The 17618-nt window shown below is 49.9% G+C and carries 12 protein-coding genes, 1 pseudogene and 1 CRISPR repeat array; of the genes and pseudogenes, 11 read left to right on the top strand and 2 right to left on the bottom strand.

Going from position 1 to position 17618, the window contains the following annotated elements:
* Positions 1-78: 78 nt before the first annotated feature.
* The 11 genes and pseudogenes from cas3 (at position 79) to cas2e (ending at position 9028) form a co-directional block, all read left to right on the top strand.
* Positions 79-2721: a CRISPR-associated helicase/endonuclease Cas3 gene (gene cas3 / locus Q0307_RS16640; RefSeq protein WP_298662128.1), complete on the top strand. Its 2643-nt coding sequence runs from the start codon at positions 79-81 to the stop codon at positions 2719-2721.
* A complete protein-coding gene (casA, locus tag Q0307_RS16635) occupies positions 2718-4268 on the top strand; it encodes a type I-E CRISPR-associated protein Cse1/CasA (protein ID WP_298662127.1) in 1551 nt (516 codons plus the stop codon). Before cas3 ends, casA begins: the two co-directional genes overlap by 4 nt.
* Complete coding sequence (gene casB / locus Q0307_RS16630) at positions 4265-4726, top strand: type I-E CRISPR-associated protein Cse2/CasB (protein WP_298662126.1); 462 nt, start codon at positions 4265-4267, stop codon at positions 4724-4726. The genes casA and casB overlap by 4 nt, the downstream gene beginning before the upstream one ends.
* An 18-nt stretch (positions 4727-4744) precedes the next feature.
* Positions 4745-5842: a type I-E CRISPR-associated protein Cas7/Cse4/CasC gene (gene cas7e, locus Q0307_RS16625; protein WP_298662124.1), complete on the top strand. Its 1098-nt coding sequence runs from the start codon at positions 4745-4747 to the stop codon at positions 5840-5842.
* A gap of 2 nt (positions 5843-5844) precedes the next feature.
* The gene (gene cas5e, locus Q0307_RS16620; protein ID WP_298662122.1) at positions 5845-6519 is read left to right on the top strand and encodes a type I-E CRISPR-associated protein Cas5/CasD; all 675 of its coding nucleotides are present in this window, start codon (positions 5845-5847) and stop codon (positions 6517-6519) included.
* Entirely contained in the window at positions 6506-7102 is a 597-nt protein-coding gene (cas6e, locus tag Q0307_RS16615; protein WP_298662121.1) for a type I-E CRISPR-associated protein Cas6/Cse3/CasE, read from the top strand. The genes cas5e and cas6e overlap by 14 nt, the downstream gene beginning before the upstream one ends.
* 22 nt (positions 7103-7124) lie before the next feature.
* Positions 7125-7250, top strand: a pseudogene (locus tag Q0307_RS19105) (type I-E CRISPR-associated protein Cas6/Cse3/CasE); the annotation flags it as partial.
* 113 nt (positions 7251-7363) lie between these two features.
* A complete protein-coding gene (locus Q0307_RS16610; protein ID WP_298662119.1) occupies positions 7364-7657 on the top strand; it encodes a nucleotidyltransferase family protein in 294 nt (97 codons plus the stop codon).
* Positions 7650-7787: a hypothetical protein gene (locus Q0307_RS16605; protein WP_298662118.1), complete on the top strand. Its 138-nt coding sequence runs from the start codon at positions 7650-7652 to the stop codon at positions 7785-7787. Before Q0307_RS16610 ends, Q0307_RS16605 begins: the two co-directional genes overlap by 8 nt.
* Before the next feature lie 11 nt (positions 7788-7798).
* A complete protein-coding gene (cas1e, locus tag Q0307_RS16600) occupies positions 7799-8725 on the top strand; it encodes a type I-E CRISPR-associated endonuclease Cas1e (RefSeq protein ID WP_298662116.1) in 927 nt (308 codons plus the stop codon).
* Entirely contained in the window at positions 8726-9028 is a 303-nt protein-coding gene (gene cas2e / locus Q0307_RS16595; RefSeq protein WP_298662114.1) for a type I-E CRISPR-associated endoribonuclease Cas2e, read from the top strand.
* An 82-nt stretch (positions 9029-9110) separates the two neighbouring features.
* A CRISPR array of direct repeats spans positions 9111-15241; the repeat unit is 29 nt; unit sequence ATGTTCCCCGCGCTTGTGGGGATGAACCG.
* 303 nt (positions 15242-15544) lie between these two features.
* Here cas2e and Q0307_RS16590 read toward each other — a convergent pair.
* Both Q0307_RS16590 and Q0307_RS16585 read right to left on the bottom strand, forming a co-directional pair.
* A complete protein-coding gene (locus Q0307_RS16590; RefSeq protein ID WP_298662112.1) occupies positions 15545-16669 on the bottom strand; it encodes an ABC transporter permease in 1125 nt (374 codons plus the stop codon).
* On the bottom strand, positions 16666-17616 hold the full coding sequence (locus Q0307_RS16585; protein ID WP_298662111.1) for an ABC transporter ATP-binding protein: 951 nt from the start codon (positions 17614-17616) through the stop codon (positions 16666-16668). The genes Q0307_RS16590 and Q0307_RS16585 overlap by 4 nt, the downstream gene beginning before the upstream one ends.
* Positions 17617-17618 lie beyond the last annotated feature (2 nt).

The following is a 17618-nucleotide window of genomic DNA, read 5'->3' as shown; positions in this document are numbered from 1 at the left end:
TTAAGCCCTTTAAGCTAATTAACTTTAGTTCTTCTGTCGTAGTGCCAAATTGTAGATTCTGATTTAAAGGACGAAAATATGTCGTATTTCTGCTATTGGGGTAAGGCATCAAAAGACGATAGTAGCTACCATTTACTGCCCTATCATTCGTTGGATGTGGCAGCGGTAGCCAGTGTTTGGTGGGATTCAAGCCCCCCTATCCAAAAGAGCTTCATGCAGTATGCAGGGGAATTGTCTACCGTCCAAATGAGGGCATGGGTCATCTTTTTCATTGCTCTGCATGATTACGGCAAATTCGATATTCGTTTCCAGTGCAAGGCAGTGAAGGCTTGGGCTGCCTTGCAGCCGGACTTGGTTAACACGGCTTTGTCCCTGCCAACCATTGAAGCCTGCAAAACCTATGACCACGGCAGTGCTGGATTATACTGGTTTGAGCGTGATCGTACTGCTGGGGATGATTCATCCGGTGATTTTGACTGGATGATGCATATTGTCGAACTGGTTGAGGTCGTTGACGATTCAAAGCAAGCATGGATGGCGTGGGTCAAACCGGTCACAGGGCATCATGGTTTTGTTTACGCCATTGATCATCCCGTGCCTGAAAGGTCTTTGCGTAGTGATGTTGCTATTCAAATGGCCGAACAGGATAAAGCGGCGAGGCTGGCATGGCTGGGTGAATTGGAAAGGCTGTTTCTGCAACCTGCTGGTTTGTCTCTTGACAATACACCGCCACCGCCCTCTCCTTTGCTTGCTGGTTTTTGTTCGGTTGCCGATTGGCTGGGTTCGCGCTCGGATGAGGAAAACTTCTGTTATCAGGCTCAGGAAGTAGCTGACTTACAGGTGTATTTTGAGCAGAAATACCGTGAAGATGCACCGCGAGTCTTGGCTTTGGCAGGAATTAATGGCAAACCGAAGCCATTTCTTGGTATGCAATCCTTGTTAAAGCAGGATTATCAGCCGCGTCAATTACAAACTCTCGTCAATGATTTGCCTGTTACATCAGGGCTAACCATCGTTGAAGCACCCACAGGTTCAGGTAAAACCGAAATGGCACTGGCTTATGCGTGGCGGTTACTGGCAGATAATCATGTTGACAGCATTGTATTTGCCATGCCTACGCAAGCGACTGCTAATGCCATGCTGCAACGGCTTGAAAAGCTGGCAACAAAATTGTTTGAGGATAAACCCAACTTGATTCTGGCGCATGGTCATGCCCGTTTTAACGATAACTTCCTGAAAATAAAGCAGTCGGGGAAAACGGTACAGGAAAATGAAGAGGCTTGGGTGCAGTGCAACGAATGGTTGGGGCAAAGCCGTAAACGTATTTTTCTGGGACAAATCGGCATTTGCACGGTAGATCAGGTGTTGGTCTCGGTATTGCCAGTCAAGCACCGTTTTGTACGTGGTTTTGGGGTTGGGCGTAGTGTGCTGATTGTGGATGAGGTTCATGCTTATGATGCCTACATGTATGGTTTGCTGGAGGCCGTTTTGCGGGTGCAGCATGAGGCGGGTGGTTCGAGCATTCTGCTATCCGCAACCTTGCCACAAGCCTTGAAAAACCAGTTGTTGGCAACGTATGGGGGCGATGCAGTGCTAGATGCTTCGCCTTCACCCTATCCGCTAATCTCATGGTCAAATGGTAAAGCAATTCAGTCGTTCGTGCCGTCTGAGGATGAGCAACCGCCCTTACGTCAAGTTCAAATCGAGTGTCACAAGAGTGAAAGTTTGCTGCCGGATGTGGCACTTATCCAGCGTATTATTGCGGCGGCTGAACAAGGGGCGCAGGTCGCTATCATTTGTAATCTGGTCGATGTTGCCCAGCAATTGGCAAGGCAGCTTCAGGGGCAGACCAGCATTCCGGTGGATATTTTCCATGCCCGTTATTGCTTGCACGACCGCCAGCAAAAAGAGCAAACAGTACTCAGTCACTATGGCGCAGAAGGTCAGCGGGTCACAGGGCGCATATTGGTTGCTACCCAAGTGATTGAACAGTCTTTAGATGTTGATTTCGATTGGCTGATTACCCAGCTTTGCCCAGTCGATTTGCTGTTCCAGCGCATGGGGCGTTTACATCGACATGAACGTTCTCGCCCGACAGGTTTTGAATCAGCACGTTGTACGGTTTTATTACCTGTTGGCAATGACTACGGCACGCATGGGCTGATTTACGGCAATACCCGCGTAATGTGGCGCACTGCTCAAAAACTGCAAACCTGTCCTGACCAGATCATTGCTTTCCCTGCTGCATACCGTGACTGGATTGAGCCTGTTTACAATGAAGATGCTTGGGGTAGTGAGCCAGAGGCAGTTGAAGCTGGTTTTGCTCTGTTTGAAGAAAAGTTGGCAGAAAAACGCATTCTGGCGAGGCAGATGCTCAAGTGGGCGAAAGATGTTGCCTTGCATGATACCGACGAACAAATCCGTGCTGTCACTCGTGATGGCGAGTTCAACTTGAGCGTTATTCCCTATTTGCAAACCGCCAGCAGTAAACAGTTGCTTGATTCAAGTATTCTGGAGTCCTTGAATGAATGGCAACAAGCCGAGGCGTTAGCCATGAATACCGTGGGTGTTCCCAAAAGTTGGGGAAAGCTTCTGCCCAAATCGGATGAAGAAGGGCGTATCTGGCTTGCCATGCAACGAGATGGTGAGTGTTGGAAAGCCTCTAGCAAAGATATTTGGTTCACCTATCACCCCGTATGGGGTATGGAGAAATCTGCATGAATTTATTGACCGATAGCTGGATACCTGTTCGACCACAAGCAAGTGGGGCAGCGCGACAGATCAGCCTGCAAATGCTGTTATGTGGGAGTGAGCGTTGGGAGCTGGCATTGCCGCGTGATGATATGGAGTTGGCGGCTTTGCAGTTAATAATCTGTATCGTGCAAGTATTGTTTGCACCCAAGAATGGAGCGCAGTGGTGGGAGCGGGCGAGGTTGGCACAGACCAAGCACTTGAGTGAGGACGATTATCTCGTTGGAGTTAAGCAATATCAGGCTTGGTTTCAGCTTGATCATCCTGACTATCCATTTATGCAGGTCAAAAAAGTTGCTGCCAAAGACCCCACGCCGATGGACAAGCTGTTGGCGGGTTTGAACAGTTCTACCAATAGTCGTTTTGTGAATGAGCCAGACTTGGCAAAAGGTTTGTGTTTCGGCTGTGTGGCGATTGCTTTGTATAACCTTGCCAATAACTCACCCAGTTTTGGTGGTGGATTCAAGTTTGGCATTCGTGGCAGTTGCCCTGCTTCTACGTTTGCGCAAGGGGCTGACTTACGTTCGACCATCTGGTTAAACATATTGAGTCAGGAGTCACTGGACGAATATGTTCCTGATTGGAAAGCAAAGGCTAACCAGCCGCCGACATGGGTTGAACCGATCAAAGATAAAGCCACGATTCCTGCCCGCAGCATCGGTTTCTTGCGTGGCTTGTTATGGCAACCGGGGCATATTGCCTTGTCTCCTCCCGAAACGTCAGGGCAATGCAGTTGTTGCGGACACACGGCTGACAAATTGTTTACCGGATTCAACAAGGCAAAATTCAACTACACCATTGATGGCATGTGGGAGCATCCGCATTCCCCGAAGGTGTTTACAGTCAAGCAAGGCAAACCAGAAGCGCGTTATGTTGGGTTTACCCAATCCATTCCGGCATGGACACAGTTAAGCCGCTACGTCGTTAAACGTGATTTGTCAGAACTAGGCAAGAGCGAACAGGGGCAGATGCCAGCGATGGTTATCCGGCAAATACAAAAGTACCTGCCCAACCACGCGGGTAAATTTGAGTTGCTGGTGGGTGGTTATCGTAATAATCAGGCAGCGATTATCGAGCGTCGTCACGAGGTCTTGACCCTGAGTCAGGGTTGGGAAACCCACGCGAAAGAAGTCCATGAATTGGTTGCCCACGGCCTGAAATACAAAACAGCCTTACGCAAAGTCTTGTTTGTATGTGCGGAAGGCATCAAGGAAAAAGATCGCAAGCTCAAAGGTACAGGTTTGAAATTACAGGAAGTCGGTGAAGTGCAATTCTATCGGCGTTCGGAAGACTTGATGACCAAAGCCTTAGCGGATATTGATTTCAGTAATACCTTGCCGACTTTCATCACACTGGATTCGGGGCTGAAAAAAATCTGTGAAGCCATTTTCACCGAGCTGACCACCCCTTACGAACATGACCCCGAACTGTTTCGCACATTGGCGATTACCCGTCGGAGCTTGCAAAAGCACATCAAAGAAATTCGTGTCAACCCACCTACTGAGGATGCAGCATGAGTAATGAACTCCCCAACTTTGCAGGCTTTTATGCTGCATGGGAATCACTGAACAAAAGACCGGGGGCAACTGCCGATATACGTCGGGTTGTCACAATGGATGAGTTGCTGGATTTGCCCGCTTTTTACCGTTTGGTTGAGCCTTTTGGCTGGCAAGCTGACTTGAAACCTTGGGACAAAGAGCGTTGGCAGCGGTTGGTGTTTCTCATCAATCATGTGACTGATAAGAGTGAAAACTCATTGGGAAAAGCCTTCGCTCTATCCGGCAAAATCAGTGATAAACGCTTGTTTCAGATTGTCCGCGCCGATTCACCCAATGATCTTACCCAGCTTCGCCGTTTACTGAAACAGGTAGAGCCGGAAGTAAGCTGGCAAAAAATGGCTACACAACTTTGGCGATGGAGTCTGCGGGAAAAGCGCAGCCTGTTGGAAGATTTCGTTCTGAACCAGAAAGATTAACGTATTCGAGGATTTGTCATGTCACACAATTTTATCAACTTTCATGTACTGATTTCCCATAGCCCATCTTGCTTGAATCGCGACGATATGAATATGCAGAAAAACGCAGTGTTTGGCGGTAAACGTCGGGTACGGGTTTCCAGTCAAAGCCTCAAACGCGCTATGCGTAAGAGTGATTACTACCAAGCCAATGTGGGGCAAAGCAGCATTCGCACTAAACACATTGCTGATTTGAGCAAACAGGCGATTGAATACTTGAACGGGCGTTACGATGCCGCGCTGGTGACTCAGACCATTGGCCTGATTTCCGGTAAGGATTTGAATGCAGGTGACGAAAAAGGTGATGCGGTTGCACCGTGGGCATTGGAAGAAATTGCATGGTTCTGTGAACAGGTAAAACAGGCACAAGACAAAGGCGAAGATGAGAAAGCTATCAAGAAAAAACTGAAAGATTCGACCGAAGCGATGCGCCAAGCATTAGCTAGTTGTGTAGACATTGCTTTGTCTGGGCGTATGGCAACTTCCGGCTTGATGAGTGAATTTGGCAAAGTGGATGGCGCGTTAGCTGTCGCTCACGCCATTACTACGCACGAAGTCAGTGATTCTGACATTGACTGGTTCACGGCGGTAGATGATTTGCAGGAACTGGGGTCAGGGCATTTGGATACACAGGAGTTTTCCAGCGGTGTTTTCTACCGTTATGCCAGCTTGAATATCGGGCAGTTACAAGAAAACATGGGGGGCGCAAGCCGTGAACAGGCGTTGGAAGTAGCAGCCCATCTCTTACACATGTTGGCAACCGTTGTGCCATCCGCCAAACAACAAACCTTTGCTGCCCACAATCTGGCAGATTTGGCGTTGGTGTCCTTCGCGGATTTGCCCGTTTCATTGGCGAATGCGTTTGAAAGTCCCGTCAAACTGGGTAAAGGTGGTGGTTTCCTTAAGCCTTCATTGGAATACCTGAACAATTATTGGAGCAAAACCCACAAGGGTTACAGCTTGAATGAACAATGCGCCGAATTTACCTTGGCGGATGATCTGGACATTCCGGCAGGTATAACCAAGCAGGATTCATTGGAAGCACTGAAAAACTGGGTACGCCAGAACGGAGCATAATCATGCGTGACCATTTGATCCTGAAATTGCAGGGAGTCATGCAGGCATGGGGGGAACATACCTTTGAAGGCTTACGCCCCTCTACCAACTTCCCGACCCGTAGTGCCTTGGCTGGTTTGCTGGCGGCTTGTCTTGGTATTGATCGTAATGACCGGAAACAGCAACAAGCCTTGGCAGACAGTTTTCTGTATGCCGTGCGGCAAGATGAAACGCGGTGGAGTGTCATCAAAATGACCGACTACCACACGGTCAAGGATGCACGGGAAGATTATGTTGGCCTGAAATCGCATGAAACCATCATTACCCAACGTGAATACCTGCTGGATGCTGCCTTTACCGTCGCTATTTGGAACACAGAAGGTGCAGCGTATTCACTGGATGCGCTTCAGACCGCAGTCTGCAAACCCCATTACACCCCGTTCCTTGGGAGACGTAGTTGCCCGATTACCCGCCCATTGTTTGATTGCCGGGTACAGGCCGTCAATTCGGATGAAGCATTGAAACTGGTTGAGCCAGTCGCAGGTGTCATTTACAGCGAAGATGATTTGCCAGTAATTGCGGGCAGAAATAAACAGCGTCACCGGGTGCGTGATGTGCCGTTGCCCAATCAGCCGCGCCAATTTGCCAGCCGCATGGTTTACGTTTACGGGAAGGACAATGCACATGTATCTGAGTAGGTTATTGTTGTCGGGTGAGCAATTGCATAACCCGTATGAAATTCATCGTACCTTGTGGGCGGCTTTCCCAGATACGCCGGATCAGGCACGCGATTTCCTGTTTCGGGTAGAGCAATCTTCATCCCGACAGGCGCAAGTGTTGATGCAGTCGCAACGGCAACCGATAGCAGAAGCTGAACATGCCCGTTTGTTGGCAAGCAAACTGTTTGAGTTGAACGTGCTGGAAGGTAGCCAGTTGCGTTTCCTGCTAATCGCCAATCCCGTAAAAACCATTGTGGATGAGCAGGGTAGGCTGAATAGCAAGGGCGAAGTGAAAAAATGCCGTGTTCCCCTAATCAATGAAACAGAGCAAGTTGCATGGCTGCAACGCAAGTTGGCTGATGCTGCATTGGTGAGTATGGTGGAGGTTGAAAAACAGTTGCCGCTGCATTTCCGTAAAGGTGGAAAGCCGGGAAAAATCCAGCCCTATGCATTCAAAGGTGTGTTACAGGTGGCGAATGCGCAAGCCTTGCAGGATTTACTCCAGTATGGAATTGGTCATGCTAAAGCATTTGGGTGTGGTCTTTTATCTTTAGCTAGATGATCCCAATCACCGTACTTTTACTAGTGCTGATTTGCTAGGTAAGTCGCAAGTGACGGATGCTGAGGTGTTCACTCGTGAGGTTTTGCTTAAAGGCTTGGAGCGTTCCAAAGCCTTCGGTTGTGGTCTACTCTTGGTAAAGCGATACTGACTATGGGTTGGGCGGCGCTAAACTGTTAGTGACTAGTACATGAAGGAGCTAGTATGACAAAAGATGAGATACTGTCCTTAAACTGTTAGTGACTAGTACATGAAGGAGCTAGTATGACAAAAGATGAGATACTGTCCTTTCTGCGGACGCACAAGCTGGAGATGGCTGAAACCTTTGGGGTTGCTAGCGTTGGTTTGTTTGGTAGTTATATACATCATGCCGCACGTGAAGATTCGGATATTGATATTGCGGTCGAGTTTTTACCAGAGTGTAAATCGTTGAAGAATTTTTTGGGTTTGAAGCGTTATCTGGAGACCCATATGCAGAAAACGGTGGACTTAGGCATTGAGAGTACTCTCAAACCTTCTGTTCGTGAGTCAGTCAAAAGGGATATACAGTATGCCTGATCAGTCTCAGGAGCTTTATGAGTACTTTGGTATTGATTTGCAAATTATTTGGAGTGTGATTGGCGAGGAGCTTCCTATATTGCTGAGCGGTGTTCAGCAAATTCTTACTGATATGTTTTCAGTAGATTAAGAGCCTAACCCATGGCCGATACTCCCTTCCTCCCCCTCAAACCTTTAATGATGAAAGATCGTATGTCAATGGTGTTTTTGCGGATGGGGCAGATTGATGTCAAAGATAATGCCTTTGTACTGATTGATGAGCGTGGCGAGCGTAAGCATATTCCGGTAGGGTCAATTGCCTGTATTTTGTTAGAGCCGGGGACACGGGTGTCGCATGCGGCGATTAAGTTAGCGGCAGAGGTGGGAACGCTTTTAGTGTGGGTCGGTGAGTCGGGGGTGCGTTTGTATTCTTCGGGACAGCCGGGCGGGGCGCGGTCGGATCGTTTGTTGTATCAGGCGAAGCTAGCTTTGGATGATGATTTGCGGCTTAAGGTTGTACGTAAGATGTATGAATTGCGCTTTGGTGAGCCAGCTCCAGCCAAGCGTAGTGTAGAACAACTACGTGGGATTGAGGGTGCGCGGGTGCGCAAAACTTATGAATTATTGGCGCAAAAATATGGGGTGACTTGGAAGCGGCGTAACTATGATCCGGATGCGTGGGATGTGAGTGATGTACCCAATCGGTGTATGAGTGCCGCGACTTCTTGTTTATATGGGATTACTGAGGCCGCAGTGTTGGCAGCAGGTTATGCCCCAGCGATTGGTTTTATTCATTGGGGCAAGCCTTTATCCTTTGTGTATGATATTGCAGACATTTTTAAGTTTGATTCGGTAGTTCCGATTGCTTTTAAGATTGCCGCTCAAAATCCACATGATGCGGAGCGTCAAGTGCGTTTAGCCTGTCGGGATGTGTTTCGAGAACAAAAGATTTTAAAAAAGATCATTCCGCTGATTGAAGAGGTCTTAGCGGCTGGTGAGATTACCCCGCCTGAAATGCCCCCTGAATCTGTGCCCCCTGCGATTCCTCCAGCGGAGTCGCTAGGAGAGGCTGGGCATAGGAGTAAGTAGATGGCTATGTTGGTGGTGGTAACAGAAAATGTGCCACCCCGTTTGCGGGGGCGTTTGGCAATTTGGCTGTTACAGGTACGGGCTGGGGTGTATGTGGGCGATGTATCGAAGCGCGTGCGTGAGATGATTTGGGAGCAGTGTTCTGAATTGTATGATGAGGGGAATGTGGTGTTGGCGTGGGCAACGGATACTGAGTCTGGGTTTGATTTTCAGACTTTAGGTAAAAACCGGCGTATTCCGATTGATATGGAAGGGCTGCGTTTGGTGTCTTTCTTGCCAGAGGAAGGTGAGAATGCTCTTTAACAATGTAGGAAAAATAGGCAAAATAATCGGTAGATTTTGGGTGGCCATTTTTCTTTTTTAAAACCAATAAGTTATGATTGGTATGTTCCCCGCGCTTGTGGGGATGAACCGCGTGTGGCTTTACGTCCACATCAGTAGTTGGCATGTTCCCCGCGCTTGTGGGGATGAACCGCCTCATGGTCTTTGGACACTCGATGATATTGAATGTTCCCCGCGCTTGTGGGGATGAACCGCGTTCACGCAGAAAAACGCCAACTAATACTGTATGTTCCCCGCGCTTGTGGGGATGAACCGCAGGCAAATGCGACTGCATAGGCGAGGTAGATATGTTCCCCGCGCTTGTGGGGATGAACCGATAACCTGCTGCTGCATCGCTTCCTGCTCGCGATGTTCCCCGCGCTTGTGGGGATGAACCGGCTGCTTTATGGTACCGAATCCGCCCGTTTTTATGTTCCCCGCGCTTGTGGGGATGAACCGCGTTTGATAGGCGAGAGCGATGATGCGTTTCGATGTTCCCCGCGCTTGTGGGGATGAACCGCTCACGTCATTATAGGCAACTCAAAATTGTATATGTTCCCCGCGCTTGTGGGGATGAACCGATGGTTACAGCGCCACCAGCATAAACTCCATAATGTTCCCCGCGCTTGTGGGGATGAACCGGCTTATTACCGTGTATTCTGTTTTTTCTGGCGATGTTCCCCGCGCTTGTGGGGATGAACCGGGGTTTTTGCCAACAGAACGCATCACAGCGGTATGTTCCCCGCGCTTGTGGGGATGAACCGGCATCGTTAGTAATTACTCGTAAGTTGCGAATATGTTCCCCGCGCTTGTGGGGATGAACCGCCGATTTTTTGAACGCGGAACCCTAAGCATTAATGTTCCCCGCGCTTGTGGGGATGAACCGTTGCGAATTTTCGGGCGGTCAGCAGCGCTGCCATGTTCCCCGCGCTTGTGGGGATGAACCGACTCTTGTTGAATTTTAAGCCCCTCTTGTTCAATGTTCCCCGCGCTTGTGGGGATGAACCGTGGAGCGTGCTGTGGTTGCGGCTGTGGTAGAGATGTTCCCCGCGCTTGTGGGGATGAACCATACAGTGATAAATGTTTGCGATTAATTAATTCATGTTCCCCGCGCTTGTGGGGATGAACCGCTGCCTTAAATGCAAATCATGCGGCTTTAGTGATGTTCCCCGCGCTTGTGGGGATGAACCGGGCAGCAAGGTTGACCGCGCCGAGAGTGTCAGATGTTCCCCGCGCTTGTGGGGATGAACCGTTTCCACCGGTCAGTGATGCTCCATATTGAGCATGTTCCCCGCGCTTGTGGGGATGAACCGCCTGCGCTCTGTATATCGAGCGATACGGTGATATGTTCCCCGCGCTTGTGGGGATGAACCTTCAGTTCTCATTATGCAACACCCCTCTCAGTTATGTTCCCCGCGCTTGTGGGGATGAACCGATCGACAATGGATTGTGCGTAGCCTGACGAAAATGTTCCCCGCGCTTGTGGGGATGAACCGCCCTATACAAAAATGCAACTATTTGCTATTGCATGTTCCCCGCGCTTGTGGGGATGAACCGTTTGCATATCCGGGTTATTATTAACTACCTTCATGTTCCCCGCGCTTGTGGGGATGAACCGCCCTTTCTCCCTACTCTTACCCATTCTCTTTTATGTTCCCCGCGCTTGTGGGGATGAACCGTAAATTCAACACCGAGAACTGATGCAGTACTTATGTTCCCCGCGCTTGTGGGGATGAACCTTATCAACATTAACGATTAGTTGGATGGGCGCTATGTTCCCCGCGCTTGTGGGGATGAACCGGATTTAGCCGATTAGGAATCATTCAACTATCCATGTTCCCCGCGCTTGTGGGGATGAACCGGTTCACAAGGTCAGCGTGGTGAGCAAGGTCAGATGTTCCCCGCGCTTGTGGGGATGAACCGGTGATTTTTCTATGGCGATTGATTGTGCTAACATGTTCCCCGCGCTTGTGGGGATGAACCGCGGGTTTAGTGTTGTGTGTTAATTAGGTTTAGATGTTCCCCGCGCTTGTGGGGATGAACCGCCCTTGTACACCATCAACCCCTTGAGGGCCAAATGTTCCCCGCGCTTGTGGGGATGAACCGCACGTCATTAGTATTGTTAAATCATTAGGAGTATGTTCCCCGCGCTTGTGGGGATGAACCGGTAAATAAAAATGGAACTAGAACAAATATCAAATGTTCCCCGCGCTTGTGGGGATGAACCGCCGATCTAGTCGACCAGTACTAGAGATAAGCCATGTTCCCCGCGCTTGTGGGGATGAACCGCATGTTAGCCTCTGCCTGCAACTGCTTAACCAATGTTCCCCGCGCTTGTGGGGATGAACCGCAGGCAGTAGATCAAGCTAATCGCGTTGGTAAATGTTCCCCGCGCTTGTGGGGATGAACCGCCATGCGAGACAATGGCATATCACCGCACAAGATGTTCCCCGCGCTTGTGGGGATGAACCGCTTGGGATATTTACCGAACGGCAATTCGACGAATGTTCCCCGCGCTTGTGGGGATGAACCGTCAGATTTATGACTTTCGATTAGGATTGGCAAATGTTCCCCGCGCTTGTGGGGATGAACCGTGTTGAGCACAGGTAATCATACTGGCTCTTTTATGTTCCCCGCGCTTGTGGGGATGAACCGAATGCCTGTGATAGATGATATTAATGAACACAATGTTCCCCGCGCTTGTGGGGATGAACCGCCAAATTAAAATTGTCGCTGTTAGCAGCCAAGATGTTCCCCGCGCTTGTGGGGATGAACCGAGATCCAATATCGGGCGTCGCACGCACTGCAAATGTTCCCCGCGCTTGTGGGGATGAACCGTGATGCAGCAACAGGCTCGAGCAGCTCAGCACATGTTCCCCGCGCTTGTGGGGATGAACCGCTTGGTTGCTGATCAATCGCTACATTGGCGCAATGTTCCCCGCGCTTGTGGGGATGAACCGCTCTAGATTCATCGTTATTGCTCTTACCTTTTATGTTCCCCGCGCTTGTGGGGATGAACCGCGCTCTTGCTGGTCTTTCAGCTTCGCCCAGTCATGTTCCCCGCGCTTGTGGGGATGAACCGACATGGATCAACCTAATACACTCACAGACGATATGTTCCCCGCGCTTGTGGGGATGAACCGGCGAGTATATTGTGAGCCGTGTCTCTCACAGTATGTTCCCCGCGCTTGTGGGGATGAACCGCGATTATATTTATAATTATTAGCATCTTAACGATGTTCCCCGCGCTTGTGGGGATGAACCGGCGCTAGTGGCACGATGAATGTCGTGATACAGATGTTCCCCGCGCTTGTGGGGATGAACCGTCATACCATTCATAAAGCTTGGATAGCGGCATATGTTCCCCGCGCTTGTGGGGATGAACCGTTTGACCTTAAGGCATCTGAAGAGACTGATAAATGTTCCCCTCGCTTGTGGGGATGAACCGCCGAACCACCCACGCGACGATAAATCCAGCCCATGTTCCCCGCGCTTGTGGGGATGAACCGTAAACACCCCCGGCGAGTGGGAAATGTATGAAATGTTCCCCGCGCTTGTGGGGATGAACCGCTGGATCCAACGCAGTGCTCATCAAGATGGTTATGTTCCCCGCGCTTGTGGGGATGAACCGACCTGTTCAAGCTGTGGCGAGTCTGGCATGGAATGTTCCCCGCGCTTGTGGGGATGAACCGATAGGCGATGTAACGTACAAAGCCACGTTACAATGTTCCCCGCGCTTGTGGGGATGAACCGTTGACATCATGCAATGGTACGAATGCGGCCATATGTTCCCCGCGCTTGTGGGGATGAACCGCCAAGCGGTTTTGGATGGAGTCGAGCAAACCGATGTTCCCCGCGCTTGTGGGGATGAACCAGCCGATAACACTGGGGATATTGTCACGCAGTTATGTTCCCCGCGCTTGTGGGGATGAACCAGCGGGTTAAGTATTACGATGTGCTGGCTGACGATGTTCCCCGCGCTTGTGGGGATGAACCGTCACCAGTCGCTGTCAAACCTTCCATCAACATATGTTCCCCGCGCTTGTGGGGATGAACCGGACATTATGGGCAATTTTCTAGCATTTGATCTATGTTCCCCGCGCTTGTGGGGATGAACCAGATATGTAGTCTTTACCCCAATAAATTCTCCTATGTTCCCCGCGCTTGTGGGGATGAACCGCTCATGCCACACCCCCCATTTGATGCAGGGGAATGTTCCCCGCGCTTGTGGGGATGAACCGGATGCGCTGGCACGTCTACAGGAAATCAAAATATGTTCCCCGCGCTTGTGGGGATGAACCGCCGTCCAGATTTGAGCCTCGATCAGCGCCGCTATGTTCCCCGCGCTTGTGGGGATGAACCGCGGTGGTAAGGGTTGAAGAAGCTGATTGACCCATGTTCCCCGCGCTTGTGGGGATGAACCGTAGCCGCGTCGACTTCAACTTGCAGTGCGTCGATGTTCCCCGCGCTTGTGGGGATGAACCGCTGATAGCGCCAGTGCTATCAATCGTAAAATCATGTTCCCCGCGCTTGTGGGGATGAACCGCATCTGTTAGCCCCTCGCGCTTGCCAGTCTTTATGTTCCCCGCGCTTGTGGGGATGAACCGCACAGGCTCTAAACTATATGGCAAGGTTAGAGATGTTCCCCGCGCTTGTGGGGATGAACCGGTTGCCTCTTGCATGAAGAGGGGGTTGAGCTGATGTTCCCCGCGCTTGTGGGGATGAACCGCGCTTCATCGCTATATTGACTAGTTATGGACTATGTTCCCCGCGCTTGTGGGGATGAACCGCCTAGCTAACCAAGGGCTAAGTCTCACCACAAATGTTCCCCGCGCTTGTGGGGATGAACCGCATCGCCAAGAACAAGCTAATAGAAATCACTAATGTTCCCCGCGCTTGTGGGGATGAACCGCCCGAACCATTACCCGTGGCGGGCATGCTGCTATGTTCCCCGCGCTTGTGGGGATGAACCGGCATCGGCTCACTCGAAGATTGGGTGAATACCATGTTCCCCGCGCTTGTGGGGATGAACCGCAGATTCCATGCCTCTTGTTCTGATTCTGCTTATGTTCCCCGCGCTTGTGGGGATGAACCGTAGGTGATAATCCCAGCAATTCCCGCTTTGCTATGTTCCCCGCGCTTGTGGGGATGAACCGTTGAGCGCATTAAGGCCGTGCTGATTGAACTGGATGTTCCCCGCGCTTGTGGGGATGAACCGGTAGGTCGTTTGATGAGAAGGGGATGCTGCAACATGTTCCCCGCGCTTGTGGGGATGAACCGCAATGACCGCACGTAGTTTAGTTTTATCCCTCATGTTCCCCGCGCTTGTGGGGATGAACCGCGCTTATCAACACTGAAAGACAAGCAATCAACATGTTCCCCGCGCTTGTGGGGATGAACCGACCCTTGCGATAGCAGGGGTTATCTGTGGAGTATGTTCCCCGCGCTTGTGGGGATGAACCGTTTACTGGGGTTTAGTAGTAGGTTTCACAGCTATGTTCCCCGCGCTTGTGGGGATGAACCGATCAACAGCAAAAGAGATGCGGCTATTTTTTAATGTTCCCCGCGCTTGTGGGGATGAACCGTAGTAAATATAGTTTATTACTCATCAATGGTTATGTTCCCCGCGCTTGTGGGGATGAACCGGACTGCTTATCGCTCCTCTTCGTCTTCCCGGAATGTTCCCCGCGCTTGTGGGGATGAACCGATGACTTAGGGTCAATAAGTCAATCAGTAGAGATGTTCCCCGTGCTTGTGGGGATGAACCATGCTCAGCTTAGGGCTGTCTTCGTCTTTGTCCATGTTCCCCGCGCTTGTGGGGATGAACCGGGATACAAGCAAAGCTGGTACGTTATACCGAAATGTTCCCCGCGCTTGTGGGGATGAACCGGTAGTTTGAATGACCGCATTCCCACCCGCATAATGTTCCCCGCGCTTGTGGGGATGAACCGGGATACAAGCAAAGCTGGTACGTTATACCGAAATGTTCCCCGCGCTTGTGGGGATGAACCGCAATGGGCAATCACGGGCGAATACCAAACCAGATGTTCCCCGCGCCTGTGGGGATGAACCGGGTTCAGGTCGATTTAAGCGCATGACCTTCCAATGTTCCCCGCGCCTGTGGGGATGAACCGGGCTAGATTTTCGATGCTTTAGGGTGCAGATAATGTTCTCCGCGCTTGTGGGGATGAATCGCGGGGAGGGGAGGAGGTCAATTAGCCTCTCATCAGCCAGTTAGAGATTCTAACTGACCGAGGCATATACTGATTAGCAGGAGAGGGAGCAACTAAAAAACCTCATCCTCAATAAGAACTACAAAAATTCAGTATAGCCATCAAGTACAAGGAGGCTATCATGCACAAAGAACCCTTGGCCAGTGCGCGGATGTTGGTTTATATTCTTATCATAGCCATGTTAGTGATTGTGGGTGGCCTGATTCGGTTAGTGGCTTAGAGCCTAAATTGTTTAGCAGTAACTTTTTGGAAAGGCTTGTTATTGTTAATCTAAAGTCTTTCTGAATTTTTTGATCCCAATCAGCAGCACGACTAAAATAAATACACAAAGCGGTAGTAGATGCGGCCAAGCTTCCTGCCAGCCATTACCCTTAAGCATAATGCCTCGCACTAAACGTAAAAAATGGGTATTTGGCAAAACTTCGCCAATGATTTGTGCCCAGTGTGGCATGCCTCGAAACGGAAACATGAAGCCAGATAGTAAAATAGAAGGCAGCAAAAAGAAAAAGCTCATTTGCATCGCCTGAGTCTGGTTACGCACCGTACTAGAAATGGTAATGCCGATAGTTAAATTCGCAAAAATAAACACCATTACGCTGAATAGTAATAAGCCCAAACTGCCCACAAAAGGCACATTAAATAAAATCCGTGCCATCAGTAGAATCACTGCTACTTGTACATAGCCAATCAAAATATAGGGAGCGATTTTACCAATCATCACTTCTAGAGGTTTGATTGGGGTGGCTAGGAGATTCTCCATCGTGCCTTGTTCGACTTCGCGGGTAATCCCTAAAGCGGTCATCATAATCATAGTCATGGTGAGAATCACCCCCATAAGTCCCGGCACGATATTGTATTGAGTGATCCCTTCAGGGTTATATAAGCGGTGAATCCGTAATTCAAAGCTATGAGTGGGAGGCGCTAAATAGCCTAAGGCTCCATTGAGGTCATGGCGTAAGGCTGATTGAATTAAGGATTGGAGGCTAGCAATGGCATTGCCCGTCGCCGCTGGGTCAGCCGCATCAGCTTCAAGTAATAAACTGGGGTAACCGCCACGAATGAGATCACGTTCAAAATTCGCCGGAATGGTCAAAACAAATTGCGCCTCACCGTTAGCGAGCATGTCAGCCGCTACTTGCGCATTTGCATCATTATTGACAATCTGAAAATAGCCGGAATTTTGTAAGGCCTGCGCCAGACTCCGCGTTAAACGGCCTTGATCGTAAACTACTAAAACGGTGTTGAGATGCTTAGGGTCGGTATTAATCGCATAGCCAAACATGAGCAATTGCATGATTGGAATTCCGACCATCATGGCGAAAGTCAGTCGGTCGCGGCGCAATTGAATAAACTCTTTGAGCATCATCGCCCATAAGCGTCGCCAGCTCATGTCTTGCCTGCAGTTTGAAAATTATCGGTGGCTTGCTGCATCAGATAAATAAACACATCTTCAAGCGTGGGCTGACCTTCTGACCACTGATAGTGGGGATAAGCAATTTGAAAAGGCTGTAAAGCTTGGGCTAAAGCCTGTGGATCTTTGCCGCTAATGTGCAGGGCATTACCAAATTGGGTGTGCATATCAACAGCCGATAGTGCAAGGAGTTGCTTGCTCAATTCAGACAGGGCAGCACCTGATACCGTCCAAGTTTGTAAACCACTTTGCTCGATGAGTTCCTGCGGTGTGCCGGTTGCCAACAAGCGTCCATAGGCAATATAACTTAAACGATGACAACGCTCCGCTTCATCCATGTAGTGAGTTGAGACTAAAATAGTAATCCCCTCAGTGGCTAGTTGATGAATTTGTTCCCAGAAATCACGTCGTGCTTGTGGGTCAACCCCTGCGGTTGGTTCATCTAATAACAGTAATTGAGGTTGATGTAAAAGCGCAGCAGCGAGGGCTAAACGTTGTTTCCAGCCACCGGATAAACTACCGGCTAATTGCTGTTGACGTGCGACTAAGCCTAAACGTTCTAAGGCCGTATTCACCCGCTGTTTGCGTTGATCCATGGCATAAACGCGTGCTACAAAGTCCAAATTTTCCCGAATGCTTAAATCGCTGTATAAGCCAAAGCGCTGTGTCATATAGCCGACTTCGCGTTTGATGTCGGCGGCTTGGGAGAGAATATCTAAGCCTAAAGTTTGTCCTGTTCCACCATCGGGGGTTAATAAGCCACACATCATCCGAATCGAGGTGGTTTTGCCAGAGCCATTCGGGCCTAGAAATCCGTAAATTTCCCCCTTACGCACCTGCATGGATAATTGATCAACCACCACTTTATCGCCAAAGCGCTTGGTGAGATTTGCAACTTCAATCGCGTATTCGCTGGAGCTGCTCATGG

Origin of the sequence: uncultured Thiothrix sp., from assembly GCF_937873765.1 — a bacterium.
GTDB lineage: Bacteria > Pseudomonadota > Gammaproteobacteria > Thiotrichales > Thiotrichaceae > Thiolinea.
This window is presented reverse-complemented; position numbering and strand designations above follow the sequence as displayed.